This is a genomic window from Microlunatus sp. YIM B11417, from assembly GCF_059617205.1.
Window position 1 is genome coordinate 1,249,758 of sequence record NZ_JCAMPJ010000001.1, and the last position, 25,758, is coordinate 1,275,515.

The following is a 25,758-nucleotide window of genomic DNA, read 5'->3' on the forward strand; positions in this document are numbered from 1 at the left end:
TCGGCGGCACCTGCGTGCTGTCACCGTCGGGCCTGCAGTGTGCAGGTCCCGACGGGCGGCTCAACCGAACGGGCCGCCGTCGGCGAAGGCGAGCGCGGCGAAGCGTTCCCCGATCCGGCGCTGGGTCGCGGCGTCCGGATGCAGCCCGTCGGGCAGCGGCAGCTCGGCGGTGTCGCCGTCGCCGTACAGCAGCAGGCCGTCCAGGTAGTGCAGGTTAGGATCCGCGGCCGAGCGCTGCTCGACGATCCCGGCCAGCTCGGACCTGATCATGGTCAGCGACAGCCTGCCGGCGGCCCGCTCGGCCGGGTCGCCGGTCGCGACGAAGCTCAGCCGCCCTTCGGCCAGCCCGGCCGGATCCATCGCGCTGGGGCCCGGGACGTCCTCGTGGATCGGGCACAGGATCGACGAGACCACCAGCAGCGGCGCGTCCGGGTGGCCGTCCCGGAGCGTGTCCAGGAAGCCGTGCACGGCGGGGCCGAGCGCGCGCTGTCCCAGCAGGTCGGCGTTCACCAGGTTGATCCCGAGCTTGACACTGATCAGGTCCGCCGGGACATCCCGCATCGTCCTTGCCGTGAAGGGATCCAGCAGGGCGTTGCCGCCGAGGCCGAGGTTGATCAACTCGACGCCGCCGAGCGCCGCCGCCACGGCGGGCCAGGTGCCGGTCGGATGGTCGGCGTTCGAGCCGTGGCTGATCGAGCTGCCGTGGTGCAGCCAGACCCGGCGACCGCGGTCCGGTGCCGGTTCGACCCCGGCGTCCGTACGGAGTGCGATCACCTCCGTGACCTCGTTGTGCGGCAGCCAGAGCTCGACGTCCTTGACCCCGCCGGCCAGGCCGGTGAAGCGGACCGTGCCGGCCGGCCCGGGCTCGAGCCGGGTCGTCCAGGTCGACAGGTCGGTGATCAAGGCGTTGCCCTCGGCCAGGCTCGCCTGACCGGCGAGCGCGCCGTCGACGACGAGGTCGTACACGCCGTCCGGGCGCGGCGGTGCGCCCGGATAGACGCGCTTGGTCGGCAGGGCGTCCAGTTCGATCACCGTGGCCGCGGTGCGGAACGCGAGCCGTACCCCCGAGGGCTGGGTCTCGGTCCAGCCGAGTTCCTCGGTGACACCGCGCTGCCGGGCGTGCCGCGGCAGCCGGTGCGGCAGCAGGCCGTGCTCGGTGGTCTCCAGCTCGACGGCGCCGCGGATCAGGTCCGCGGTGATCGGGGTGGTGATCACGATTCGCTGGTCCCTCCCGGATCGTCGACGTCACTGCGGCAGAATCGTACGGGTGCCGCTGCCCGAGACCTTCGGCCGGCTGCGACGAGTCCGCCGGCTCGGCTCCGGCGCGTTCGCCACGGTCTGGCTGTATCGCGACGACGTTCTCGCTGCCGACGTGGCGGTCAGGACGCCGGCGGAGGGCCGGGCCGATCTCGGCGAAGTCTTCCTGCACCAGGCGCGGATGCTCCGGGCCGTGCGATCGGACCACGTCGTCGAGGTGTACGACCTCGGCCGGACCGCCGACGGCACTCCCTTTCGGGTGCTGGGCTACGCCGACCTCGGCACGGTCGCCGACCTCCTCGCCGACGGAACGCCGGCGCCGACGGAAGCCGTTGACCTGATCGACCAGGCGGCGCGCGGACTGGCGGACCTGCACGCTGCCGGCGTGGTGCACCGGGACGTCAGGCCGCAGACGCTGCTGCTGTGCTCGGACCCGGACCGAGGCCGGCGGGTGCTGGTCGCGGATCCCGTCCCGGCCGAGCCGGCCTCTCCCGGCCAGGCCGACGCTCGGGCCGACGTGTACGGGCTCGGGACCGTCGCGTACCGGTTGTTCGGCGGGCCACCGGACGAGGTCGGGCCCGCGGGGCCGGTCGGCGAGGTGATCGCCCGTGCGCTGGACCCGGACCCGGACCGGCGCTGGCCGGATCCGCCGGCGTTCGCCGAGGCGCTGCGGGCCGCGGTCACCGAGGCCGATCGCCCGCGGGCCGCCGCCGCAGTGCCCGCGCGGCGACGGTGGCATTGGGTCGCGGCCGCGGCAGCGGTCCTGCTGGCCGCGCTGCTCGGGCTGGGTCTCGCCGCCGGCACGCCAGGCCGGCCGTCCTCCGGTCAGCCGGTGGCGTCGGCTCCGGCCGCCTACTGCACCGGGCTGGTCGAGCAGGGCGAGGCGCTCAGCGGCCTGTCGGCCTCGGACCCGCAGGATCTGCGCCGGGGAACGTCGGCGGTGCACACGATCCGCCGGTTGGCGCCGCCGGAGGTCGCCGCCGACTGGGCCAGCCTGGACGATCCGCTGCTCGCCTTCGAGGCGGCGCTGACGGAGACGGGCACCAGCTGGGAGGAGTACGCCGCGGACCCGGACCGGGCCCACCCGCGGGTGGTCGAGGCCGCGGCCGCCATGCGGCGCGACCTCTCCGGCGCGGCGGAGACGCTCGGCCGGATCCAGCAGCACGCCCGGCAGGCCTGCCGTTGATGATCTTGCTCGGGGCCCGCCCGGGACCGTTCAGTCGAGGCCGACCTCGACGGCGCCGCCGTTGATCCGGACCGGATAGCTGCGCAGCGCGAGTTCCGGAGCGGACAGTCCGACGCCGGTACGGAGGTCGTAGATCTCCTTGTGCAGCGGGGAGGCGACGGTCGGCGCTTCGCCGCGGGACCCGACGATGCCGCGGGCCATCACCTCCGCGCCGGTGTGCGGATCGGTGTTCGAGGTCGCGTACACCTCGCCGTCGTCCAACCGGAACAGGGCCACTTGCGTCGCGGCGCCGTGATCGTCGATGATCAACGCCGCCTCGCCCCAACCGGGTTCGAGGTCGTCCAGCCGGCACACCGGGATCCAGGTCCGGGTGGCCACGGGTTCAGTGATCGTGATCATGGTGCGGCCAGCGTAGGCGTGGGGTTGTTGCGGGCGGATGGCTGCTTCGTATCAGCAGCGTTACGGCCTCCTCACAGCCCGGAGCGTGCACCGTGTGATCGCTGTCATGCCGCGGTTACATCGGGGAAATGGCCGGGTAATCGCGGCTGCTTAGCGTCGAGCCATGACCCGACGAGTAGTGGTGGTCGGCGGTGGACCCGCGGCCCAGCGATGCGTGGAACGACTCGTGGCCGGCGATCCGGCCGGCGAGTTGTCGATCATGGTTCTGACCGAGGAGCCGTGGGCGCCGTACGACCGGGTGGCGCTGTCCCGCCGGCTGACCGGCGACGTCGACCTGACCCTCGGCGATCCCGGCCTGTGGCAGCACCCGAACGTGACGCTGCGCACCGGCGAGCGGGTCACCGAGATCGACCGGGAACGCCGCTACGTGAGGACGACGGCGGCCGATCACGCCTACCACGAGCTGATCCTGGCCACCGGGTCCTACCCACTGGTGCCGCCGATCACCGGCGCCGGCGACTGCCACGTCTATCGCACGCTGGAGGACGTCGACCGGCTGCGCGGCGAGCTGCGCACGCTGCCCGAGACGCTCGGGCGGAAGCCGCGGGTGCTGGTCGTCGGCGGCGGCCTGCTCGGCCTGGAGGCGGCCGGCGGCGTGGCCGAGCTCGGCGCCGAGGCGATCGTCGTGAACGCGGCCGGCTGGCTGATGAACACCCAGCTCGACCAGGGCGGCGGCGAGGCGCTCGGCCGGCTGATCGGGGACACCGGTCACACCGTGCTGCTGGACGTCTACCCGACCGAGGTACGGGTCGACGGCGCCGGCCGCCGGGTCGAGCTGAGCGACGGCCGGGAACTCTCGGTGGATCTGGTGATCATCGCGATCGGTGTTCGCCCCCGGGACGAACTGGCCCGGCAGGCCGGGCTGGCGGTCGGGGAGCGGGGCGGCGTGGTGATCGACGACTGCTGCCGTACCTCGGACCCGGCGATCTTCGCGATCGGCGAGGTGGCCTGCTTCGACGGCCGGACCGTCGGCCTGGTGGCGCCGGCGACCGCGATGGCCGACGTGGTCGCGGACCGGCTGACCGGCGGCGATGCGCGCTTCGCCGGCTTCGACACGGCGACCAAGCTGAAGCTCTCCGGGGTCGAGGTGGCCTCGTTCGGCGACGCGTTCGGGCAGCTGCCGGGCTGTCTCGAGGTGGTGTACGCGGACCCGGCGCGCGGGCTCTACCAGAAGATCATCGTCACCGGGGACGCCAAGACGTTGCTGGGCGGCATCTTCGTCGGCGATGCGGATCCCTATCCGTCGTTGCGGCCGCTGCTGGGCCGGGACCTGCCCGAGCCGCCCGGCCGCTATCTCTCGGTGGCGGGCGGCGACCGGCCGGCGACCGAGCTGCCGGACGACGCGATCCTGTGCTCCTGCAACAACGTGCCGGTCGGCACCGTGAAGAAGTTGATCAACGAGGATGCCTGTACGGACCTGGGTGAACTGAAACAGTGCAGCCGGGCCGGCACCGGCTGCGGTTCCTGCGTGCCGATCCTGAAGCGGACCCTGGACGCGGAGTTGATCAAGGCGGGGATCACCGTCTCGACAGCGCTCTGCGAGCACTTCGCCTCGTCCCGGCAGGAGTTGTTCGACGGTGTACGGGTGCTCGGCCTGACGTCGTTCGAGGAGGTGCTGAACCGTTACGGGACCGGCCGCGGCTGCGACATCTGCAAGCCCGTGGTCGCCTCGATCCTGGCCAGTCAGGGCGGCGCGTACATCCTGGACGGCGGTCGCGGCGGCCTGCAGGACACCAACGACCGGGCGCTGGCCAACCTGCAGAAGGACGGCACCTACTCGGTGGTGCCGCGGATCCCCGGCGGCGAGATCACGCCGCAGAAGCTGGCCGTGCTGGCCCAGGTCGCCGAGGAGTACGGGCTCTACACCAAGATCACCGGCGGGCAGCGGATCGACCTGTTCGGGGCCCGGCTGGAGCAACTGCCGGAGATCTGGCGCCGGCTGGTCGACGCAGGCTTCGAGTCCGGTCACGCCTACGGCAAGGCGGTCCGGACCGTGAAGTCCTGCGTCGGCTCGACCTGGTGCCGGTTCGGCGTCCAGGACTCGGTCGGCCTGGCCGTCGACCTGGAGCTGCGCTACCGCGGTCTGCGGGCGCCGCACAAGATCAAACTCGGCGTCTCCGGCTGCGCCCGGGAGTGCGCCGAGGCCCGCAGCAAGGACGTCGGGGTGATCGCGACCGAGGCCGGCTGGAATCTCTACGTCGGCGGCAACGGCGGCTTCCAGCCGGCCCACGCCGTCCTGTTCGCGTCCGACCTGGACACCGCCACGCTGGTCTCCTACATCGACCGGTTCCTGATCTACTACGTCCGCACCGCGGACCGGCTGCAGCGAACCTCGGCCTGGCTGGCCTCGATCGACGGCGGTCTTGATCACGTCAAGTCGGTGGTGATCGACGACTCGCTCGGGATCGCCGAGGAACTGGAGGCGGCCATGGCCGATCACGTCGACCGCTATGTCGACGAGTGGGCGGCGACGCTGGCGGACCCGGACCGGTTGCGCCGGTTCCGGCCGTTCGTCAACGCGCCCGCCGCAGCGGCGTCCGGTCCGCCCCTGATCTCCGGCCCGGCGATCGGGCGCCGGTCATGATCGGCGAACTGGACCTGACCGGCAGCGTGGTGCTGTTGATCGGCTCCGAGTCCACCGGCCGGCGGGCCGACCGGCGCTACCGGGCGGCCGGCGCCCGGGTCCGCCGGGTCGGCGCGTCCGAACTGCCGCACAGCGACGACCCGGTCGCCTGGCGGCTGGCCCTGCTGCCGGTGGCCCAGGTGCCGCCGGCCCGGTGCGTGATCATCGACGGCGACCCCGGGTTGCCGTCCGGGCGCGTGGCGGCGATCCGGCAGCAGTGCCGTCGGTTGGGCGTGCCGACGGTGCTCGAACCGGCAGCCGGCGCGGACGGCCGGGTGACCCTGGTCGGCGGCGGGCCGGGCCCGGAGGACCTGCTCACGATGGCGGCCCGGGCGGCGCTGGCCGATGCCGACGTGATCTTGTACGACCGGCTGGCGCCGCACGAGCGGCTGGCCGAGCTGGCCCCGGGCGCGACCCTGGTCGATGTCGGGAAGCGGCCGTACCACCATCCGGTGGGGCAGGACCGGATCAACGAGTTGATCATTCGCTACGCCCGGAGCGGCGCCTCGGTGGTCCGGCTCAAGGGCGGCGATCCGTACGTCTTCGGGCGAGGCGGCGAGGAGGTCGAGGCCTGCCGCCGGGCCGGGATCGAGGTCCGGGTGGTGCCCGGCGTGTCCAGTGCGATCGCGGTACCGGGCGCGGCCGGCATCCCGGTCACCCAGCGCGGGGTGAGCCGGTCCTTCACCGTGATCTCCGGCCACGAGGCGTTGTCCGACGAGGAGTTCGACGCGCTGGTCCGGGCCGGCGGCACGCTGGTGATCATGATGGGGGTGGCGAACCTGCATCAGCTGGGTGCCGGGCTGGTCCGGGCCGGGCTGGAGCCGGACACCCCGGCCGCGGTGATCGAGCGCGGCCTGCGACCGGGGCAACGGACCACGTTCGGCACCATCGGCACGCTGCCCGGCGAGGCGGCCCGGATCGGGGTCCGGTCGCCCGCGGTGATCATCGTCGGCGAGGTGGTCCGGGCCCACGCCGACCTGGCTCCGTTGCTGGTCACGGCCGGCCTGGGCCAGGCATGAGCCTCACCCCGACGCCGTCCGGAATCCCCGCCCTGCAGGGATTCCGGGTCGGCGTGACGTCGGACCGGCGGTCGGAGGACCTGATCACCGCGCTGGAACGGCGCGGTGCCGAGGTGCTGCACGCGCCGTCGCTGCGGATCGCGGTGAACGAGTCGGACGCGTCGCTGATCGAGGACACCCGGCAGCTGATCGCGGCCCGGCCCGAGTTCGTCCTGATCACCACCGGCTACGGGATGCACCGTTGGCTCGAGGTGGCCGACGTGGCCGGCCTGGGCGCGGAGCTGATCGACACCCTGGAGCGGTCCCGGGTGCTGGCCCGCGGGCCGAAGGCGCTCGGCGCGATCCGGGCCGCCGGCCTGGACGAGGCGTCGCTCAGCGATGCGGAGACGACGGCCTCGCTGGTCGACGCGGTGATCGCCGGCGGACCGGGCAGCCGGGTCGGGATCCAGTTGCACGGTTACACGGACGAGGTCCAGCTGGCCCGGCTGCGCGAGGCCAGTGCCGCGGTGCACACGGTGGCGCCGTACCGGTGGACGTCGGTGACCGGCGACGATCGCTCGCAGCGACTGGTCGACGCCGTCTGTGACCGGGCTCTTGACGCGCTCACCTTCACCAGCGCGCCGGCTGCCGATGCCACCCTGGCGCTGGCCCGGGCCGGTGGCCGGTGGCCGGAGTTCCTCGCCGCGTTGCGTTCCGACGTGATCACCGTCGCGGTCGGCCCGGTCACGGCGGCACCGTTGATCGAGGCCGGGATCGACGTGATCACCCCGGACCGGTATCGGATGGGTGCCCTGATCCGGCTGGTCTGCGACCGGTTGAACCGGGACCGGGTGCGGCGGTACCGATCCGTGGTCGGCGCCGGCGGGGAGGTGCTGGAGTTGCGCGGCCAGACGGTCCGGGTCGGCGACCGGCAGGTCCGGCTCGGCCCGACCGCACTGGCGCTGTTCCGCCGCCTGGCCGACGCCGAGTCGGCGGTGCTGTCCCGGGACCAGCTGATCGACGGGCTGAACGATCAGACCGACACCCACGCACTCGAGGTCGCGATCAGCCGGCTGCGCCGGAACCTCGACGTGCCCGGCTTGATCAGCACGGTGATCAAGCGCGGTTACCGGATGAACGTCCGTCGCCTCACAGCCCCCGAAACCGACTGTGCGCAAGAGCTAACCGGGTCGTGACCCGATCGCGCCCAGCCCGACACGGCGCCTTCCTAGCCTGAGGTCAGGCAGCAGTTCCATGATCATCGAGGAGACGAGATGGCGCTCGACATCGATGCGGCCGGTCAGGCCCGGACGGCAACGGCGGTCGCCCCGACCCGGCGGCCCGGCCGCTGGCTGGACGACTACGACCCGGAGGACACCGTCCAGTGGGCCAACGGCGGCCGGGCCATCGCGCACCGGAACCTGCGCTGGTCGATCTTCACCGAGTTCCTGGGCTTCGTGGTCTGGGGACTGTGGAGCATCGTGGTGGTGTCGCTGCCGGCCGCCGGGTTCCGGTTCAGCACCTCGGAGATCTTCTGGCTGATCTCGCTGCCCAGCCTGGTCGGAGCGACCATGCGGTTCCCGTACACCTTCGCGGTGGCACGGTTCGGCGGACGGAACTGGACCATCGTGTCCGGCCTGCTGCTGCTGATCCCGGCGATCGGCCTGGCCCTCGCGGTGGCGAATCCGTCGACCCCGTTCCCGGTGATGTTGCTGATCGCCGCCACGGCGGGATTCGGCGGCGGCAACTTCGCCTCGTCGATGGCCAACATCACCTACTTCTTCCCGCGGACCGAGAAGGGCTGGGCGCTCGGCCTGAACGCGGCCGGCGGCAACCTCGGGGCGTCGGTCGGGCAGCTGGTGGTGCCGATCGTGATCACGATCGGCGCGGCCGCGGCGGTGAACCTGCCGATGGCGGGCCTGGTCTGGATCCCGTTGATCATCGTCGCGGTGATCGGCGCCTGGCGCCGGATGGACAACCTGTCCGGTGCGCGGTCCGATGTCGCGGCCTCGCTGGCGGCGCTGCGGCAGCCGCACCTGTGGATCATCGCGGTGCTCTACATCGGCACCTTCGGCTCGTTCATCGGCTTCGCCGGCGTGTTCCCGAAGTTGATCAGTGACGCGTTCCCGTCCTACTCGGGTTTCAAGGTCGGCGCGGCGACCGTGTCGCTGGCCTTCCTCGGCGCGTTCGTCGGCTCGCTCGCCCGGCCGTTCGGCGGCCGGCTGGCCGACCGGTTCGGTGGCGCGCGGCTGACCGCGTTGTCGTTCGTCGCGCTGGCCCTGGGCGTGTCCGGCGCGATCTTCGCGATCAGGTCCGGCAACTTCTGGATCTTCCTGGCCTGCTTCTGTTTCCTCTTCATCGCCACCGGCGTCGGCAACGGCTCCACGTACCGGATGCTGCCGGCGGTCTTCCATGCCGCCGGCGGGATGAGCGGGGCACGGCTGGCGGCGGCGTCGCTCGGCATCGTCTCGGCGATCGGCGCGTACGGCGGCTTCGTGATCCCGCAGGTGCTGCGGATCTCGTACGAGCAGACCAAGGGGTACGACCTGGCGTTCGGCTGCTTCGCCGGTGCGTATCTGATCATGCTGGCGATCACCTGGTTCTGCTACCTGCGGCCGGGTTCGCCGATGGCCGCGCGGCGGATCTGAATGGCGGCGACGCACTGCCCGTACTGCGCGCTGCAGTGCGGCATGGAGCTGGCTCCGGGCGCGGCCGGGGTCGAGGTGGCCGGCCGCGACTTCCCGACCAACCGCGGCGGGCTGTGCCGCAAGGGCTGGACGTCGGCCGCGGTGCTCGGCGCGCCGGACCGGGTGACCGAGCCGCTGATCGCCGATGGGCGCGGCGGCTTCGCGGTCGCGTCCTGGGACACCGCGCTGGACCTGATCGCCGAGCGGTTGACCGACCTTCGCTCCCGGTACGGGGCGGACGCGAACGGGGTGTTCGGCGGCGGCGGGCTGACCAACGAAAAGGCCTATCTGCTGGGGAAGTTCGCCCGGCTCGCGCTCGGTACGGCCATGATCGACTACAACGGCCGGTTCTGCATGTCGTCGGCCGCGGCGGCGGCGAACCGGGGGCTCGGCCTGGACCGCGGGCTGCCGTTCCCGGTCACCGATCTCGATCAGGCCGGTCAGTTGCTGCTGCTCGGCTCCAACGTCGCCGACACGATGCCGCCGTTCGTGCAGCACCTGGACGGGATCCGGGCCGGTGGCGGCCTGATCGTCGTGGACCCGCGCCGTTCGGCGACGGCGGACCTGACCGCGGACGGCGGCGGACTGCACCTGCAGCCGGTGCCGGGGACCGATCTCGCCCTGCTGCTCGGCATGATCAGGATCGCCATCGCCGAGGACCTGGTCGATCATGACTACCTGGCCGCGCGGACCGAGGGCTTCGAAGCGCTGGCCCGGTCGGTGGCCGGCTGGCACCCGGCCAGGACCCAGACCGTCACCGGGGTGCCGGCGACGCTGATCCGGCAGGCCGTACGGCTGCTCGCGTCCCGGGCCGGGAGCTACGTGATCACCGGCCGTGGCGTCGAGCAGCACGCCGACGGGACCGACACGGCGACCGCCGCGATCAATCTGGCCCTGGTGCTCGGGCTGGTCGGCCGGCCCGGCTCCGGCTACGGCACCCTGACCGGTCAGGGCAACGGGCAGGGCGGTCGCGAGCACGGTCAGAAGGCCGACCAGCTCCCCGGCTACCGGCTGATCACCGACCCGGCCGCGCGGGCCGCGGTCGCCGAGGTGTGGGGCGTGCCGGCCGACCGGCTGCCCGGCCCCGGCCTCCCCGCGGTACGGCTGCTGGCCTCGATCGGCGAGCCGGGCGGGATCAGATCCCTGCTGGTGCACGGTTCCAACCCGGTCGTGTCGGCGCCGCGCTCGCTGGCGGTCGGCGAACGGCTGCGCGGGCTGGACTTCCTGGTGGTGTCCGACTTCGTGCTGTCCGAGACGGCGCGGCTCGCCGACGTGGTGCTGCCGGTCACCCAGTGGGCCGAGGAGGACGGCACGTTGACCAACCTGGAGGGCCGGGTGATCCGGCGCCGCGCTGCCGTACCGCCGCCGGCCGGGGCGCGCAGCGAGTTGTGGATCCTCACCGAGCTGGCCCGTCGGCTCGGCGAGACCACCGGTTTCAGCGATGATCCGGAGACCGTGTTCGACGAACTGCGGCGCGCGTCCGCCGGCGGTCGCGCGGACTACTCCGGGATCAGCTACGCGCGGCTGGACGACGGCGAGGCCTGCTATTGGCCGTACCCGCAGGGCGGCCGGTCGACACCGCGACCGTTCGCGGACGGCTTCCCGACGCCGAACGGCCGGGCGAAGTTGATCACCGTCGAGTACCGGGGACCGGCCGACCGGCTGCACCGGCGTGGCGAGCTGGTGTTGATCACCGGGCGGCTGCTCGAGCACTACCAGTCCGGGGCCCAGACCCGCCGGGTTCCGGAGCTGGCGTCGGCCCGGCCGGAGGCGATGCTCGAGATCCACCCGGCGACCGCGGCCGCGCTGGGGATCGGCGACGGCGACCGGGTCCGGCTGCACAACGACCGTGGCGAGTGCCAGGTCCGAGCCGCCTACAGCAGGGCGATCCGGCGCGACACCGTCTTCCTGCCGTTCCACTTCCCGGACCGGCAGCGGGCGAACCTGCTCACCACGGAGGTGACCGACCCCGTGTCCGGGATGCCGGAGTTCAAGGTCGCCTCGGTCCGGGTCGAGCTGATCGCGGTCGACGCGCCGATGGACATTCAGCCTGTGGAGGTGGCGGAGTGAACGGACCGGAACGCGTGGTGATCATCGGCTTCGGCCCGGTGGCGGCCCGGCTGATCGACCGGTTGCGCGCGGCCAACCGGAGTCGACGGGCGGCCGGCGAGCCGGAGCAGTTCGCGATCACCGTGATCGGAGCAGAGCCGGAACCGGCCTACCACCGGGTCATGATCGGCGAACTGGCCACCGGCGTCGCGACCCGGGCCTCGCTCTGGCTGTCCGATGCGGCGGAGCTGATCGGCGACGGCGTGGACGTACGGCTCGGTGCCGTCGTCACCGAGGTCGACCGGGAGGCGCGGACCGTGGTGCTGGCCGGTGGTGAGGTGATCGGCTGGCACCGGCTCGTGTTCGCGACCGGAGCCCGCGCCTACGTTCCTGCCCTGGAAGGACTCTCCGGCCGGATCGACCGGCGCGAGCTGAGCGGCGTGCAGGTGCTGCGGTCCCTCGACGATGCCGACCGGCTGCGCGACTCGGTGGCGGCCGACCGACGGATCGTCGTCCTCGGCGGCGGCGTACTGGGCCTGGAACTGGTGCTCGGCCTGGCCCGGGCCGGGCTCGACGCCACGTTGATCCACTCGGGCCCGTACCCGATGGCCCGCGCGCTCGACGCCGACGGCGGCCGGTTGCTGCTGCAGTCGCTCCGGGCCGCCGGTGTCTTCGTCGTGTCCGACGTGATCTGCCGGGCCCTGCTCAGCGAGTCCGATGATCATGGCCGCCGGTTCACCGGGATCGAGTTCTCCGACGGCCGGTTCGTCCGCGGCGACGAGCTGGTGCTGACCTGCGGAGCGCTGGCCCGGACCGAGCTGGCCGAGGCGGCCGGGCTGCGCTGTCACAACGGGATCCTCGTCGATCATGATCTCGCCTGCTGGGGTACGGAGTCGATCTTCGCCATCGGCGACTGCGCGGAGGTGCGGTGTGCTGAGAGTCCGTACTGTCCGGAGTGCGCCGAGCGCCCGCTGAAGACCTCGGCCCCGGCCGGGTTGATCGCGCCCGGTTGGGAACAGGCGGAGGCGCTGGCCGACCGGCTGATCGACGGTACGCCCTCGCGGGTGGGCACCGGCATCGACGGCATGATCCAGCTGAAGGCCGATGATCTTGATCTGGTGGCCGCCGGTGACACCCTGGCCGGCCCCTGGACGCCGGGACTCGAGGTGGCCCAGTGGCTCGACCCGGCGCACGGCCGGTACGTGAAGATGATCACCCGGGCCGGGCGGCTGACCGGCCTGGTCAGCCTCGGCATGCCGAACGCCGGGGCGGAACTGGCCTGGCTGTACGACACCGGGGCCGAACTGCCCTGGGACCGCTCGCTGCTGCTCCGCGGCGACGGCCCGGACGGCGGCGACGAGCCCTCCGGCGCCCCGGTCTGCCGCTGCAACGGCGTGCCCAAGGAGACCGTCGAGGCCGCGATCGTCGCCGGCTCCCGTACCGTCGCCGACGTGGGCCGCGAAACCCGCGCCGGCACCGGTTGCGGCGGCTGCCGGAGCAAGATCGCCGCTCTGCTCGAGGACCGACAACCCCAGCGCTGAAGGAGGGCTGCGACGATCATGGGAAACTGCCGATCATGGACCGACGACACCTCCGCGCCGAGATCTCACGGACCGACGGTCTCGATTCTCTGATCTTCACGCCGTCGCGGATCCCAGAGCCGTGGCCGGTGCTGCTCTTCCTGCACGGCTCGGGGGAACGGGGCGACGACCTTGAGCTGGTCACGGTCCACGGTCCGCCGAAGCTGGCGGCCGAAGGGGACGAGCTTCCGTACCTCCTGGTCGCCCCGCAATGCCCGGCCGACAGTTGGTGGACCTGGCATCAGGACGCGTTGATCGCCCTGCTCGACGAGATCGAAGCCGGATTCCCGGTCGACCCGTCCAGGGTCTACCTGACCGGCCTGAGCATGGGCGGCATCGGCAGTTGGGAGTTGGCGATCCGCCATCCCGATCGGTTCGCCGCCCTGGTGCCGATCTGTGGCGCCGGCCAGCCGTGGCTGGCGGGACGGTTGCGCGACGTCCCGGTTCGGGCGTTCCACAACGCCCACGACGAGTCGGTCCCGGCCCGAGGCACCAGCGACATGGTCGCCGCTGTCGAACGTGCCGGCGGGCGGGCCGAGGCCACGATCTACGACGCGCAAGGACACGACGCCTGGACGAACGCCTATCAGGATCCCGAACTCACGCGCTGGTTGCTGGCACAGCGCCGCGGCGCCTGACCGGCAGAGGCGGCGGGCACCTGGCTGCTGTCGTCATTTCTCCTCAGCTCACCTGATGAAGCGCTTCAGCGGCTTCCAGCGTTCGAGCTGTGGAGTTCTCGCGACACCCTCCAGCGCCTCCGGGCCGGGTGGCGTGGTGCAGGGGGCCGGAGTTGATCGTCCACGTCGCCGGCAGCGTCCGGGTCGGCGAGTTCCGGACCGCGCCGGCCGGCGACCGGCCGCGCGAGGCCGCCGACGACTACCGTCGGCCGGAGCGGGACACCGCCGAATACCGGGACGCCAACGTCCGCGAGACCCAGATGGCCGCCGCTCAGCTGACCGGCAGCGTTGCCGACCTGCTGGCGGATTCCCTGGGCGACGCGAGCGCGGCGCTGGCCGACGATGATCTTGATCGCGTCGTCGAGGTGGCCCGGGTCGGACCGCTGCGGCTCTCCGACTGGCTGTCGACCCGGGTGATCTCACTGGCGGCGCACGGCCTGGACGTCGCGCTCTCCCTCGACCGGCCGCCGTGGACGACGAGGGAGGCGCACGCGGTGATGGCGCCCGTGTTCCTCTCGCTGCTGGGCCGCGACTGGCCGGCCGGTCTGGGCTGGACCGAGGCCCGCGAGTTGGCCGTCGCGACCGGGCGGGCCGGGCTCACGGACGCGGAGCGGGACCTGCTCGGCCCGGACGCGACTCGAATTCCGCTGCTGTCGTAGGCGACTCGGCTCGCCGCCGCAGCCGGCGGTCGAGCCAGACCAGTCCGGCGACCGTCAGCGCGGCGATCACGGCGAGGCCGACCTGATCGACGACGGTGCGGGCCATGATGATCAGTCCCGCGATCGTGTGGGCGACCAGGGCGCCGCCGATCACGGCCAGGCTGTGCCGATCGGTCCAGCGGGTCGAGTTGATCATCCGGGTCAGCAGCCGGTAGGCGATCGCGACACCGGCGATCGCCGCGGCGACGGGGATCAGGACGGTCATCCCGACGGTGAAGGCCGGCTGCCGGGCGCCGAAGATCGGGAAGGTGAGAAAGAGCACGATCATGATCGCCATGGCCGAGCCCAGATAGAGGGCCGGCAGCCCTGGCACCTGACCGTCGTGCGGCCGCGGCGAGGCCGGCGGCACGACGCGCAGGGCCAGGAAGCCGAGGACGATGATCACGGCGCCGCAGCCGATCAGGAACGGCACCGGGGCCTGATAGCCGGGATCCTGTGACGGCGGCACACTGACCCGGAGCAGGATCACCCCGATCAGGGTCACGATCGCGGCGATGATCATGCCGCCCCGCTTCAGGTACGGGCGACCGCGGTGGCTCGGGAACAGCAGATTGACCACGGCGATCGGGATGATCACGGTGAAGATGCCGTGATAGATCATCTGGGCGACCCAGTAGGGCACGTTGAACCCGAGGATCCGGGCGCCCCAGTCCGCCGCGTGGTAAAGGTTCGGGCTGGTCAGCGCCTGCAGCCCGAACCCGTCCTCCAGGAGTTCGTACGCGATCGCGAGCAGGACCAGGCTGGGCCAGCCGCGACCGGTACGGACCACGAGCTCGCGGATCAGCAGCACTCCGGCGCCGTACACCGGCATCCAGATGATCACCAGCCAGGCCAGCGTGATCGGTGTCGAACCGAGCGCGAGCTCGGCGATCAGCGGGGTCAGGACGATCAGCGCCCAGGCCGCGCCGCGGTGGCCGGGGCGAGCCGGCTTCGGATGGGTGTGGGTGTTCATGTTCGTGGCCTCCGTCGATGGGTTGCCTGCCGCAGGGTGGTGATCAACTCGTCCCGGTAGTGGTCGAGGTCGAGGCCGGGGTCGCGGGCCCAGTCGCGGAGCAGACCGTCGAGCGCACCGCGAACGACGCCGGCCATGATCGCCGGGTCGAAGGTTCGGAACTCGCCGGCTCGCTGACCTTCCTGGAACAGCAGCGCCAGCGCGTCGAGCTCGCCCTGGAGCCGGGCGGCGACCGGCCGGTAGTCCGACTTGAGCGTGCCGGCGATGATCTCGCCCAGCGCCCCGATCCGGTGTGGCTCGGCCCGGTAGAACGCGACGCTGCCGGCGATGAAGGCGTCCAGCATCCCGGCGGCGGAGCCGGACGCGTCCATGGCGGGCCGGATGGCTCGGTGCCCGGCCGCGTAGCAGTCCTCGACGACGGCGTCGATCAGCGCGGTCCGGGTCCGGAAGTGGTAGTTGATCAGCGCCCGGCTGACGTCGATCCGCTCCGCGATCCGGCCCATCGAGGCAGCCGCATAGCCCTGTTCGGCGATCACGCGGATGGCCGCGTCCAGGATCTGCGCGCGGCGAGCGTCCTCGATGAAGGTCACCGAACCGAGGTTAACAGTGATGACAGAATCCTGACAGGGGTGTCAGGAAGTGGAGTCGAGCGGGTCTCACAGCTGCGCGCGGAAGTCCTCGGCGAGTGTCTCGGGCCAACCGGTGAAGTTGATCACCAGGTCTTCGGCGTGAGTGAGCTGATCGATGGCTCCGACCCGGGGCAGGTCGCGCAGCTTCGGATCGGTGATCGACGCGACGAGGGCGTCGATGTAGGCGCCCGAGTTCAGCACCGGGTAGGGCCGGACGGCCCCGTTGACGCCGACCTCGAACGGCCCGATCGCCGGCGGCACCGGCTCGGTCAGCGCGAGCGCGTTGTGCCGGTGCCCGGCCAGGATCAGGGCCTGCAGCAGCGGCGCGTCGTCCCGCCCGGTCGGCGCCTCGGTCAGGGCGCGATCGACCAGGTCGCCGAGGTCGTCCGCGGCCGCGAGATCGTCGAAGGCGCGGCTGAACCACTTGTCGTACGGCCGGTAGCGACGTTCCTGCAGCAACGCCAACTCCATGATCAACCGGCACAGCCGGGCGATGATCAGCCGCGCGCCGCGAAGATCACCGAGCTCGACGGAGCGGCCCAGGAAGGGCGCCTGGTTGCCGATCAGGTACCACTGTGCCGCCAGGATCCAGCGCCAGACGTCGTCCGGATACCAACGGTACGTCTCGCGCAGCCGGGTCAGCTCGCCGAGATCGTCGCGGAACACCCGGCCGGCGGTGAGCTGCAGCAGGTGCTGCTGCGGCACGCTCAACCAGGTCGCGATGTCAGGGCGGTCCGTGCTGATCGTCGGAAGCCGACGGGCGAGCCAGTCGGTCAGCGTAGCGATCTCGAGATGGTGTGCGTCCCGGCCGGCGTCCAGGGAGAACCAGCTCGTGGGCCGATCGAGGTAGTGCGCCGGAAGTCCTCGCTCGATCCGTTCCCGGACGGGCGCCACGTCCGCCGCGGCGAGAAACACCTGGAGCCGCGGTCCCCACTCATGGTCCGTGGACCGCGCGGTGTCGTACCCGAGCACCTCGGACCCCTCGCCGATCAGGCAGGCCGTGTGCGGCCGCTCGATCAGCGGTGCCACGACCTCCCGGTAGAAGCCGTGCGCCAGGTCCAGCCCCTTCACGAACTCCGCCATCCGGCCGACGCTAGTGCCGCCCTCGTCGACGCGCGAGTGAATTCCTCGTCGGCCGACGGCCGCGCAGCCAGTGGCTCAGGAGGTCCAGCGGAAGGTGGCGCGGGCGGCGACGCCGCTGATCACCAGCCAGCCCACCAGCACCAGCACCGGCCACCACAGCGGAGTACCGGCTGCCGCGGCGCGCAGTCCTTCACCCAGCGCGGCGGTGGGTAGGAACGGCAGGACGGGGCGCAGGACTTCCGGATAGCTGTCGATCGGGACGACCAGGCCGCCTGCTGCGGCGAAGATCAGATAGACGAGGTTCGCCAGCCCGAGGGTCGCCTCGGCGCGGAGCCGGCCGGCCAGCAACAGGGCCAGGCAACTGAACGTCGCGATCGCCAGCACCATGATCAACAGTGCGGCCAGTGCCGGCACCGACCCGAACCGCGGGCGCCAGCCGAGCAGCAGGCCGACCGCCGAGATCACGACCAGCTGGCCGGCCACGATCATGATCACGGCCAGGGTCTTGCCGGCCAGCAGCCCGGACCGGCCGAGGGGAGTGGCGGCCAGCCGTTCCAGCACGCCGTACCTCCGCTCGAAGCCGGTCGCGATCGCGACCGAGGTGAAGGCGCTGGACCAGACGGCGAGCCCGAGCACCGACGGGACCAGGCTGCCGAGGTCGCCGAACGGGCCGCCGACGATCCGGCCGATGATCATGATGCCGACCGGGATCACCAGGGCCAGCAGCAACTGCTCGCCGTTGCGGACCAGCAGCGTCGCCTCGATCACGGCGTGCTGCAGGATCCGGCGGGAGGCCGGGGCGGCCGCCGGGGCCGGCGTGAAGTCCAGGGCGGTCATGGCGTTCCCGGGTGGGTCGAGGACAGGAAGATCTCCTCCAGGCTGGCACCGTCGGCGGTCAGCTCGGCCACCGTACCGGCGATCTTGATCACGCCGCCGTCCAGGATCGACACCTGGTCGGCCAAGGCCTCGGCCTCCTCCATCGCATGCGTGGTGAGCAGGATCGCCACACCGGCGGTACGGAGCTCGCGAAGCAGGTCCCAGGTCGCCCGGCGGGCGTGCGGGTCCATCCCGGCGGTCGGTTCGTCGAGGAAGATCAACTTCGGCCGGCCGATCAGCGCCCCGGCCAGGTTGACCGCCTGCTGCTGACCGCCGGACAGCCGGCGGTACGGGATCCGCGCGTACGCGTCGATGCCGAGCCGCTCCTGCAGCGCTGCCGGATCGAGCGGCTCGCCGTACAGGGAACTCAGATAGCGCAGCAGTTCCCCGGGCCGCACCCCGGACCAGGCACCGGTGCTCTGCGGCATCATGCCGACGCCGGCCAGGGCGGTCGGCGAGCCCGGCGTCGCACCGAGCACCGAGATCCGCCCGCCGTCGGGCGTGATCAGACCCGAGCAACAGCGGATCAGGGTGGTCTTGCCGGCCCCGTTCGGTCCGAGCAGGGCGGTCAGCCGGCCGTGCTCGACCCGCAGGTTCACGTCGGCCAGGATGCTGCGGCCGCCCAGCCGTACCGACAGCCCGTCGATCGACAGGGCGGGATCCGGCTCGGGCACGGAAGCGATCCTACGGCGCCCGGATTCGGTTAGCGTGTCGACATGGACCTCCCCGTGCAACCGCCGGTGAAGCCGATGCTGGCCAAGTCGGTCAAGCAGATCCCGGCCGGCGACTTCAGTTACGAGCCGAAATGGGACGGCTTCCGTTCGATCATCTTCCGCGACGGTGACGAGGTGGAGATCGGCAGCCGCAACGAACGCCCGATGACCCGCTACTTCCCGGAGATGGTGGAGGCGGTCAAGGCCAACTTCCCCGAGCGCGCGGTGATCGACGGCGAGCTGATCGTGATCGGCGAGTCCGGCGACCGGCTCAACTTCGACCTGCTGCAGCAGCGGATCCACCCGGCCGCGAGCCGGGTCAAGCTGCTGTCGGAGCAGACGCCGGCCCGGTTCATCGCCTTCGACCTGCTGGCGCTCGGTGACGAGGACTACACCGACCGGCCGTTCACCGAACGCCGCGCCGCTCTCGAGCAGGCGCTGGCCGAGGCCGACGCGCCCGTCCACCTCACCCCGGTCACGCGCGACGCCGGGCTGGCCGAGGACTGGTTCACCCAGTTCGAGGGCGCCGGCCTGGACGGCGTTGTGGCCAAGGGGCTCGCGGTCACGTACCAGCCGGACAAGCGGGTCATGTTCAAGATCAAACACGAACGGACCGCGGACTGTGTGGTGGCCGGCTACCGGACCCACAAGAGCGGCCCGGACGCGATCGGCTCGCTGCTGCTCGGCCTCTACAACGACGACGGTGATCTTGCCTCGGTCGGAGTGATCGGCGCCTTCCCCGCGGCCCGGCGGAAGGAACTGTTCACCGAGCTGCAGCCGCTGGTGACCACCTTCGATGATCATCCGTGGGCCTGGGCCAAGCAGGAGGAAGGCACCCGTACCCCGCGCAACGCCGAGGGCAGCCGGTGGAGCAACGGCAAGGACCTCTCCTTCACGCCGCTTCGGCCGGAGCGCGTCGTCGAGGTCCGGTACGAACACATGGAGGGCGTCCGGTTCCGCCACACCGCCCAGTTCAACCGCTGGCGCCCGGACCGCGAACCGCGCTCGTGCACGTACGAGCAGCTGGAGGAGCCCGTGAAGTTCGACCTCGGCGACATCCTGGCCGGCTGAGGGTGATGGGCTTCGCCAGCCTGACCGCGTTGGCGTCCTGTCGACTGACGGAAGTACCGCGACCTTCGCGGCAGGGCGAGGCGCCGCGGGACCTGGAGCGCCGACTGGCCGCGATCAACTCGGCCTACCACGCGGGTCCGGGCCCGTTGGCCGTGTGCTGGCATCGTCCCGATGCGGCAGGTCCGGTTGAGGTGCATGTCGCCGGTCCGGCCCTGGTGTCGCCCCTCGCGGAGTCCGGCGAGGCTATGGTCAGCCTTCCGACCGGCGGCCGCGGTCGGACGACAGCGCCGGGCGTCTTGGCCGGGACGTTGCGAGAGGTGCCGTACTGGGCTCCGATCGGGATCGCTGCCGATCCGGTTGCTGATCCTCCCGGCCGCCCGCCTCAGCTCGACCACCGGCCACCATCGCTCGAGGACTGCCTGTTGCAGGTCTGGCACGAGCCGTTCAGTTGGCTGGTGATGGCCGAACCGGTCGTCGGTGATCAGTTGGAGGAAGCCGTTGCCGAGGTCAGCCATGAGCTACGGCGAGCGGCCGCGCGGTCCGGTGCATCGCCGGAGCACACACTGGCAGCGGAGCGATTGCGCCGGCGTCACCGCGAGCTGAGCTTGGGCGAGACCGGCGGCTTATGGCGAGTGCGCTATCTGGCCGGAGGAGGATCGGCTGCAGCAGCTCGGCGGATCGCAGCGGTCCTCGCTGCGTCGGTCGGCGTCGACGACCTGCCCTACACCCTCGTTCCTGCCCGCGGCGCTGCTCGACTTGACTCCGCCCTGGACGACTCAACCGTCCGGTCCGAGTACGTCAGCTCCCGACTTCTCGCTGCCCTTGCGGTGCCTCCCGCGGTCGAGATTCCCGGCGTTCGCTTCCGCCTGGCGCCGGAGTTCGACGTCACCACCGAGCCCGAGGCCGACTCGAGTCGGCAGCCGGGCGTCCGCCTGGGTACGGTTCTCGACCGCCAGCGGCGGGCCGCCGAGGACCTGACACTGCCGTTGCCGAGCTTGAACCGGCACACCTTCGTCTGCGGCGCCACGGGTGCCGGCAAGTCGCAGACCGTGCGTGGGTTGTTGGCGACCGCGACGGAGCAGGGAATTCCGTGGCTGGTGATCGAACCCGCCAAGGCGGAGTATCGCCTGATGGCGTCGCGGCTGAAGGCAGCGGGACAGCAGGTGATCGCGATCCGGCCCGGAGCTCCAGATCAGCCGCCGGCCGGGCTGAACCCCTTGGAACCCGCCGTCGACAAGGCGGGGAATCGCTTCCCTCTGCAGACCCATCTTGATCTTGTACGGGCCTTGTTCCTGGCTGCGTTCGAAGCGGACGAGCCGTTCCCGCAGGTCCTCAGTTCGGCGCTGACGCAGAGCTACCAGAAGCTCGGCTGGGACCTCGCGCTCGGCGAACCGGCCAGGCCTGGAATCGTGCCCCGGTACCCGACCCTCGGTGATCTCCAGCGGACCGCCGCCGATGTCGTCGACGACATCGGCTACAGCCAGGAGATCACCGACAACGTGCGCGGCTTCATCGCGGTCCGCCTCTCCAGCCTGCGGCTCGGCACGACCGGTCGGTTCCTGGAGGGCGGCCATCCGCTCGATCTCGATGCGGTGCTGCGGTCCAACGTCGTGTTCGAGATCGAAGACGTCGGTGACGACCGGGACAAGGCCTTCCTGATGGGCACGGTCCTGATCAGGCTGGTCGAACACCTCCGTCTTGAGCAGAAGCACAACAACGGACCGTCGACCGGTCTGCGCCACCTGACGGTGTTCGAGGAGGCGCACCGCCTGCTCCGCAACGCGACCGAGGGTCCCGCCGCCCACGCGGTCGAGATGTTTGCCGGGCTGCTGGCCGAGATCCGCGCGTACGGCGAGGGCTTGATCATCGCCGAGCAGATCCCGTCCAAGCTCCTGCCGGACGTGATCAAGAACACCGCCGTCAAGATCGTCCACCGACTTCCGGCTCAGGACGACCGCGACGCCGTCGGTGCCACCATGAACCTGACCGAGGCGCAGTCCGACTACCTCGTGACGCTGCCACCCGGGCAGGCCGCGGTCTTCACCGACGGCATGGACTACCCGGTCCTGGCCGCGATGCCGGACGGAACGGTCCTGGAGGACTCGTCAGTTGCATCCGGCCCGGGCTCGCAACTGGTGAAGTCACGGACCGCAACCTGTAGCCGCTACTGCCACGCCGAACCCTGCACGACACGCCAGATGATCATGGCGGGGCGTGCCCTGCGAAACGAACCGCATCTCGTGCTGTGGTCGGAACTGGCGGTCGTGGCGCACCTGATCGGCCGGACTGTTCCGGTGCCGGATGACCCGTTGCTCCAGACGATTCGGCGAATTGCTGCCCGGACGCGTGAGTGTGCGATCTCTCACGCGGTGGACGACGCCGTCGCCTCGCGCTCGACGGTGATCTCGGATCGGATCAGTCCCACCGGGTTAGCGGATCATGTCGCCTCGACGCTGCGGGCCATGATCGCCACCGGCGGACATCACATCGGGAGCGAGCCCGAGTGGCTGGCGACGCCGTACCGCTGGTCGGTGATCCAGGATCGCCTGACACGCGCGCACCGTGATCTTCCCGATGCCGGGCGTCACCCTGAGAGTGCGGCGTGGGAACACGAGACCAGCCGGCCGATCCCGGGCCAATCCGTCCGGGAGCAACTCCGGACGGTGTCGGCATGGGTTGATTCGGCTCAGAAGGACCACGAGTCGATGCGGCTCATCGCTTTCGGAGATCCGTTCGGGCCGGGGCTCGTCGCGGCGGTCGGCATTGCGCCGGACCATCCCGAGTGGGACGAACGCCTTGGCTCGATGCTCACATCGTTTGTCGCCTGTCGCTGGCCGCTCGCACATTTCGCGACGATCGGGGCCGGCTGATTTCGTGACGGACTCCGGCTGATCCGGTCCGGCCGACTCGAATCGAAGCGAGGGCGATGGTCGCGCCGGGGACGGTTCGCGTGACAGGGTTGAGGCAGTCGAACGAGGAGGTGGTGACGGTGGCTTTCGACAGGCCGGCGAAGGAACAGGAGATGCCGAGTGAGTCGCCCGCCGCCGACACACGGAATCAGGCGGCCGACCAGTCCGGGGCGTCCTTCAATCGCGCGGCGACGAACCATCCGGAACGCGCGACGGAGAGCCTGCGAGAGGATGAGGATGCGGAGCTCCTGGCCGCATTGGAGAGCCGGAACCGCACCACGAATGCGGACGGCAGTGGTGAGGGCGTGCGTCGTACCGACATCCGGAGCGCGGAGCGAGCCCGCCAGGCGGATGACGGCGCCGGCGATCCGGCGGTTGAGGAGCCCCGGGCTGACAGCCGTCCGCAGGAAGCACGCGATCCCGACCTGAGCGGCCGAAGCGCCCGCGGCTGGGCCGACCGGGGCGACACACAACCGGACTCTGAAGCGGTGAACTGCGAGGACGAAGCGGAGCGGGGTGACGGATCGCAGGATCACGCGGCAACAACCGGCGAGACTGCGAACGATGGTGATGATCATGACCGTGCTGGGATCGCCGCGGGCGAGAGTCCGGGCGGTGGCCGCGAGTCGCGGCTGGCACACGACGCGAAGGACGCCGACGCCACACCCGTGGATCAAGATCGCCGGTCAGATCATCGGACGGATGACGCTCGGCAACGGGACCTATCGGCCGAGGGCAACCGAGGTCCCGACCCGCAGTCCCGGACCATGGGGCCCCAGGACGTGCCTTCTGAGCAAGGACCGCCGGAGGCGGGTCGCACGGTGCATGATCCCGGCGCGAAGGAGGGCGGATCGCGAGCTGCCGATGCCAATCGATCACGATCCGAACAGTCGGGCAAGGGAAGTGGGCCCGCCGAGGCCGGACGGAAGGCGGAGTCCAGGATCGATCAGTTCGCCACCGGGGCTGACTCCAAGCCGTCTGAGAGGGATTTGAGCCCGAAAGCTCGCGACACTGATCCGCAGGACATGGTCATCACGATCGAGGTTCAGAAGCCACCGGACCAACTTCCGGAGGATGATGACAAGAAGCGGCCCGCCGACAAATTCAGGCGTGCGGTCAACAACAACCTGGACTCGATATTGAAGGAAACCAAGGACGGAGTCAATGTCACGAGGGACATTCTGAATCCTCCGCCGCCGTCAGGTCGTTCTGAGACGAGAGTCAACGATGGTCCCCATATCCACCAGTCGCCGCACGGTGTGCCGGATGTTGGCGGAATGGTGTCGGGAGTAGTGTTTGCTGTTGCACTCACGGCTGAATGGCTGGCGCGTGTTTGGAAGAAACATACCGAGAGAGATCATCAATGAGTAACGAGAGAAATTCCGTCGCAGCTTTGCGTGCCTATCTTCACGGAGACATGGATGAATTCGGTAGCATTTCCGAGTCCCTCTCCGAGGTGCAATCGCGAGAGTTGGCGTCCTTGATTCCGGCAGCCTTCTTCACGGCGGCCGAGAAAAGGTTCTCGCTCGACGATCCGAGGCCGGCGGTGATCGAGTTCGTGACCAGGATCCGGCTCCGCTCCGATCGAGTCGCCGCTGCTCTTGATCCGCGGGTTGCCGAGCGTCTCCTGCTTGCGGTGGTGAGTGACGAGGAGATCGATGACATCGACGGCGACGTACAGGCAGCTCACTACGGGCCGCTTCTTGCGGGATTGGTTCACGATGCTCAGATGTCCAATTCTGACCTGGACAACTTCCTCCTCGAGGCGCATGGGCTCGCGATGACGTGGCTTGATGGTGAGTGACGGGAGGCCTGCCGCGGATGCATTCGGATCAGCGTGCTGTCGACACGCTTCGTGCCCATCTGTCTGGTGACTTCGCCGCCGCGGCTGAAGGCTATGGGAGACTCACTGGAGACGGTGCCACAGAGGCTTGGGTTCTATATGCGGCCCACGTCTCGGCAACCTTTATCCTGGCTGCCGGGCGACATTTCGGGCAGACGTACGATCGTGGTCAAGTCGTTCGCTATGTCGCGGATATTCGCCTGAGAAGCCAGGAGAACGCAGAACTGGACCCGCAGTTGGCCGAAGTTCTGTTTCTGAACGCGTTGGGCGACGGCGATGCCATCGAGGGCGACCCTCTGGCCAGACTTCGCACCGAGATGGTGCTACTCGAATCCATGGTCCGGGACGCACAACTCCGGGACGCCGAGATTCTCGATCTGGTCCAGGACGCATCGGCGCGGGTGCCTCACTGGTTCCCCGGAGCGGAGAGTGAGTGATGTCCGATTCCAACCTCGAGGAACTGGCGGACCTGGCCACGCCCTGGGCGATCCGGGTCGTGATCACGCTCGGCCTACCCGAGCTGCTGGCCGACGGACCACGATCGGCTGAGGAGTTGGCCGATGTGGCGGACTGCGATGCCGACTATCTGCGCAGGATCCTCGGCCACCTCTCCGGCCGCGGGTTGCTCCGGCAGGAGGAGCGCGGGCGGTTCGCGTTGACCGAGGCGGGGCAGCAGTTGCGGGGCGAGGGAGCTCGGCTCGGGTACGGGCTGGACGGGCTCGGTGGCCGGTTCGCGCATTCCTGGACGACCCTGCTCGAGGCCGTACGGCTCGGCCGACCGGTCTATCAGGAGAGGTTCGGCCGGCCGTTCTGGGAGGATCTGGCCGCTCATCCGGAACTGTCCGCGGACTTCGACGCGCTGATGGGCCCGGCCGGGCACGGCGATCCGGATCCGCGGATCCTGCCCGAGCAGGCCTGGGCCGGCGCGACGACGATCGTCGACGTCGGCGGGGGTGCGGGCTACAAGCTGGCCGCGATCCTGAAGGCCCGGCCTGAGCTGCGCGGGACGCTGGTCGAGCTGCCGCCGACGGCTGCGCGGGCCGAGCAGGTGCTGGCCGAGGCGGGCCTGGCCGATCGGGCCGAGGTCGTGGCGCAGAGCTTCTTCGACCCGCTGCCGGCGGGCGCCGACCTCTATCTGCTGTCCAGCATCATCAACGACTTCCCGGACCCCGAGGCCGTGGCCATCCTGACCCGCTGCGCCGAGGCCGCCGGTGCGACCGGCCGGGTGCTGGTCCGCGGCGGGGCCCTCGACGCCGAGCAGCCCAGCGGGCTCGAGGTCGAGTTGGTCCTGCTCGGCGGCCGGGTGCGGGACCTGGCCGAGTTCACCGAACTCGCGGCGGGCGCCGGGCTGTCGGTCCTCGCCGCGCACCGTCAGCCGGCCGGGCTCGTGGTCGAACTGCACCGACGGCCTGAGAACGTGCCCTCCGTCACTTAGTGAAGCCTTATT

Annotated in this window: 22 protein-coding genes; 15 read left to right on the top strand and 7 right to left on the bottom strand. The window is 70.8% G+C overall.

What is annotated here, in order from left to right; translation table 11 throughout:
• Positions 1-60: 60 nt before the first annotated feature.
• Positions 61-1,215 (bottom strand): GDSL-type esterase/lipase family protein, encoded by a 1,155-nt coding sequence (locus AC6CCG_RS06345; RefSeq protein ID WP_496653626.1) that lies wholly within the window; start codon positions 1,213-1,215, stop codon positions 61-63.
• Positions 1,216-1,267: 52 nt separating this feature from the next.
• On the opposite strand from AC6CCG_RS06345, the gene AC6CCG_RS06350 reads away from it, so the two are divergent.
• The gene (locus AC6CCG_RS06350) at positions 1,268-2,443 is read left to right on the top strand and encodes a protein kinase domain-containing protein (RefSeq protein WP_496653627.1); all 1,176 of its coding nucleotides are present in this window, start codon (positions 1,268-1,270) and stop codon (positions 2,441-2,443) included.
• A gap of 30 nt (positions 2,444-2,473) precedes the next feature.
• Here AC6CCG_RS06350 and nirD read toward each other — a convergent pair whose 3' ends face one another.
• Complete coding sequence (nirD, locus tag AC6CCG_RS06355) at positions 2,474-2,842, bottom strand: nitrite reductase small subunit NirD (RefSeq protein ID WP_496653628.1); 369 nt, start codon at positions 2,840-2,842, stop codon at positions 2,474-2,476.
• 163 nt (positions 2,843-3,005) lie between these two features.
• On the opposite strand from nirD, the gene nirB reads away from it, so the two are divergent.
• The 8 genes from nirB to AC6CCG_RS06395 all read left to right on the top strand — a co-directional run bounded on the left by nirB (position 3,006) and on the right by AC6CCG_RS06395 (position 14,175).
• Complete coding sequence (gene nirB / locus AC6CCG_RS06360) at positions 3,006-5,486, top strand: nitrite reductase large subunit NirB (protein ID WP_496653629.1); 2,481 nt, start codon at positions 3,006-3,008, stop codon at positions 5,484-5,486.
• Complete coding sequence (gene cobA, locus AC6CCG_RS06365; RefSeq protein ID WP_496653630.1) at positions 5,483-6,544, top strand: uroporphyrinogen-III C-methyltransferase; 1,062 nt, start codon at positions 5,483-5,485, stop codon at positions 6,542-6,544. Before nirB ends, cobA begins: the two co-directional genes overlap by 4 nt.
• Positions 6,541-7,719: a uroporphyrinogen-III synthase gene (locus tag AC6CCG_RS06370; protein ID WP_496653631.1), complete on the top strand. Its 1,179-nt coding sequence runs from the start codon at positions 6,541-6,543 to the stop codon at positions 7,717-7,719. The genes cobA and AC6CCG_RS06370 overlap by 4 nt, the downstream gene beginning before the upstream one ends.
• A 78-nt stretch (positions 7,720-7,797) precedes the next feature.
• Positions 7,798-9,171, top strand: a complete 1,374-nt coding sequence (locus tag AC6CCG_RS06375) for an MFS transporter (RefSeq protein ID WP_496653632.1) — start codon at positions 7,798-7,800, stop codon at positions 9,169-9,171.
• Positions 9,172-11,280 (top strand): molybdopterin oxidoreductase family protein, encoded by a 2,109-nt coding sequence (locus AC6CCG_RS06380; RefSeq protein ID WP_496653633.1) that lies wholly within the window; start codon positions 9,172-9,174, stop codon positions 11,278-11,280.
• Positions 11,277-12,800, top strand: a complete 1,524-nt coding sequence (locus tag AC6CCG_RS06385; RefSeq protein ID WP_496653634.1) for an FAD-dependent oxidoreductase — start codon at positions 11,277-11,279, stop codon at positions 12,798-12,800. The genes AC6CCG_RS06380 and AC6CCG_RS06385 overlap by 4 nt, the downstream gene beginning before the upstream one ends.
• A gap of 35 nt (positions 12,801-12,835) precedes the next feature.
• Positions 12,836-13,477: a carboxylesterase family protein gene (locus AC6CCG_RS06390; RefSeq protein WP_496653635.1), complete on the top strand. Its 642-nt coding sequence runs from the start codon at positions 12,836-12,838 to the stop codon at positions 13,475-13,477.
• A 152-nt stretch (positions 13,478-13,629) separates the two neighbouring features.
• Entirely contained in the window at positions 13,630-14,175 is a 546-nt protein-coding gene (locus AC6CCG_RS06395; RefSeq protein ID WP_496653636.1) for a hypothetical protein, read from the top strand.
• On the opposite strand, the gene AC6CCG_RS06400 is transcribed toward AC6CCG_RS06395, so the two are convergent.
• The 5 genes from AC6CCG_RS06400 to AC6CCG_RS06420 all read right to left on the bottom strand — a co-directional run bounded on the left by AC6CCG_RS06400 (position 14,114) and on the right by AC6CCG_RS06420 (position 18,449).
• Entirely contained in the window at positions 14,114-15,187 is a 1,074-nt protein-coding gene (locus AC6CCG_RS06400; RefSeq protein ID WP_496653637.1) for an AF_0692 family protein, read from the bottom strand. The two genes, AC6CCG_RS06395 and AC6CCG_RS06400, sit on opposite strands and share 62 nt — an antisense overlap.
• Positions 15,184-15,777 carry a TetR/AcrR family transcriptional regulator gene (locus AC6CCG_RS06405; RefSeq protein ID WP_496653638.1) on the bottom strand — a complete coding sequence of 198 codons (594 nt, stop codon included), beginning with the start codon at positions 15,775-15,777 and terminating at the stop codon, positions 15,184-15,186. Before AC6CCG_RS06405 ends, AC6CCG_RS06400 begins: the two co-directional genes overlap by 4 nt.
• A gap of 66 nt (positions 15,778-15,843) precedes the next feature.
• Positions 15,844-16,899: a DUF4037 domain-containing protein gene (locus AC6CCG_RS06410; protein WP_496653639.1), complete on the bottom strand. Its 1,056-nt coding sequence runs from the start codon at positions 16,897-16,899 to the stop codon at positions 15,844-15,846.
• Positions 16,900-16,974: 75 nt separating this feature from the next.
• Positions 16,975-17,736, bottom strand: coding sequence for an ABC transporter permease (locus AC6CCG_RS06415; RefSeq protein ID WP_496653640.1), 762 nt, complete (start codon positions 17,734-17,736; stop codon positions 16,975-16,977).
• Complete coding sequence (locus AC6CCG_RS06420; RefSeq protein ID WP_496653641.1) at positions 17,733-18,449, bottom strand: ABC transporter ATP-binding protein; 717 nt, start codon at positions 18,447-18,449, stop codon at positions 17,733-17,735. Before AC6CCG_RS06420 ends, AC6CCG_RS06415 begins: the two co-directional genes overlap by 4 nt.
• Positions 18,450-18,491: 42 nt before the next feature.
• On the opposite strand from AC6CCG_RS06420, the gene AC6CCG_RS06425 reads away from it, so the two are divergent.
• The 6 genes from AC6CCG_RS06425 to AC6CCG_RS06450 all read left to right on the top strand — a co-directional run bounded on the left by AC6CCG_RS06425 (position 18,492) and on the right by AC6CCG_RS06450 (position 25,746).
• The gene (locus tag AC6CCG_RS06425) at positions 18,492-19,559 is read left to right on the top strand and encodes an ATP-dependent DNA ligase (RefSeq protein WP_496653642.1); all 1,068 of its coding nucleotides are present in this window, start codon (positions 18,492-18,494) and stop codon (positions 19,557-19,559) included.
• Between the two features lie 5 nt (positions 19,560-19,564).
• A complete protein-coding gene (locus AC6CCG_RS06430; protein WP_496653643.1) occupies positions 19,565-22,429 on the top strand; it encodes an ATP-binding protein in 2,865 nt (954 codons plus the stop codon).
• A gap of 119 nt (positions 22,430-22,548) precedes the next feature.
• Positions 22,549-23,835, top strand: a complete 1,287-nt coding sequence (locus tag AC6CCG_RS06435) for a hypothetical protein (RefSeq protein ID WP_496653644.1) — start codon at positions 22,549-22,551, stop codon at positions 23,833-23,835.
• A 50-nt stretch (positions 23,836-23,885) separates the two neighbouring features.
• Entirely contained in the window at positions 23,886-24,272 is a 387-nt protein-coding gene (locus tag AC6CCG_RS06440) for a hypothetical protein (RefSeq protein WP_496653645.1), read from the top strand.
• A 17-nt stretch (positions 24,273-24,289) separates the two neighbouring features.
• Positions 24,290-24,748, top strand: coding sequence for a hypothetical protein (locus AC6CCG_RS06445; protein WP_496653646.1), 459 nt, complete (start codon positions 24,290-24,292; stop codon positions 24,746-24,748).
• On the top strand, positions 24,748-25,746 hold the full coding sequence (locus AC6CCG_RS06450; protein WP_496653647.1) for a methyltransferase: 999 nt from the start codon (positions 24,748-24,750) through the stop codon (positions 25,744-25,746). The genes AC6CCG_RS06445 and AC6CCG_RS06450 overlap by 1 nt, the downstream gene beginning before the upstream one ends.
• The last annotated feature ends 12 nt before the right edge of the window (positions 25,747-25,758 follow it).

What these genes read in the sequence shown, in the direction of transcription:
- nirD (WP_496653628.1), bottom strand. Translation starts at nt 2,842, where the DNA reads ATGATCACGATCACTGAACCCGTGGCCACCCGGACCTGGATCCCGGTG.
- nirB (WP_496653629.1), top strand. Translation starts at nt 3,006, where the DNA reads ATGACCCGACGAGTAGTGGTGGTCGGCGGTGGACCCGCGGCCCAGCGA.
- cobA (WP_496653630.1), top strand. Translation starts at nt 5,483, where the DNA reads ATGATCGGCGAACTGGACCTGACCGGCAGCGTGGTGCTGTTGATCGGC.
- AC6CCG_RS06370 (WP_496653631.1), top strand. Translation starts at nt 6,541, where the DNA reads ATGAGCCTCACCCCGACGCCGTCCGGAATCCCCGCCCTGCAGGGATTC.
- AC6CCG_RS06375 (WP_496653632.1), top strand. Translation starts at nt 7,798, where the DNA reads ATGGCGCTCGACATCGATGCGGCCGGTCAGGCCCGGACGGCAACGGCG.
- AC6CCG_RS06380 (WP_496653633.1), top strand. Translation starts at nt 9,172, where the DNA reads ATGGCGGCGACGCACTGCCCGTACTGCGCGCTGCAGTGCGGCATGGAG.
- AC6CCG_RS06390 (WP_496653635.1), top strand. Translation starts at nt 12,836, where the DNA reads ATGGACCGACGACACCTCCGCGCCGAGATCTCACGGACCGACGGTCTC.
- AC6CCG_RS06400 (WP_496653637.1), bottom strand. Translation starts at nt 15,187, where the DNA reads ATGAACACCCACACCCATCCGAAGCCGGCTCGCCCCGGCCACCGCGGC.
- AC6CCG_RS06410 (WP_496653639.1), bottom strand. Translation starts at nt 16,899, where the DNA reads ATGGCGGAGTTCGTGAAGGGGCTGGACCTGGCGCACGGCTTCTACCGG.
- AC6CCG_RS06415 (WP_496653640.1), bottom strand. Translation starts at nt 17,736, where the DNA reads ATGACCGCCCTGGACTTCACGCCGGCCCCGGCGGCCGCCCCGGCCTCC.
- AC6CCG_RS06425 (WP_496653642.1), top strand. Translation starts at nt 18,492, where the DNA reads ATGGACCTCCCCGTGCAACCGCCGGTGAAGCCGATGCTGGCCAAGTCG.
- AC6CCG_RS06430 (WP_496653643.1), top strand. Translation starts at nt 19,565, where the DNA reads ATGGGCTTCGCCAGCCTGACCGCGTTGGCGTCCTGTCGACTGACGGAA.
- AC6CCG_RS06440 (WP_496653645.1), top strand. Translation starts at nt 23,886, where the DNA reads ATGGATGAATTCGGTAGCATTTCCGAGTCCCTCTCCGAGGTGCAATCG.
- AC6CCG_RS06445 (WP_496653646.1), top strand. Translation starts at nt 24,290, where the DNA reads ATGCATTCGGATCAGCGTGCTGTCGACACGCTTCGTGCCCATCTGTCT.
- AC6CCG_RS06450 (WP_496653647.1), top strand. Translation starts at nt 24,748, where the DNA reads ATGTCCGATTCCAACCTCGAGGAACTGGCGGACCTGGCCACGCCCTGG.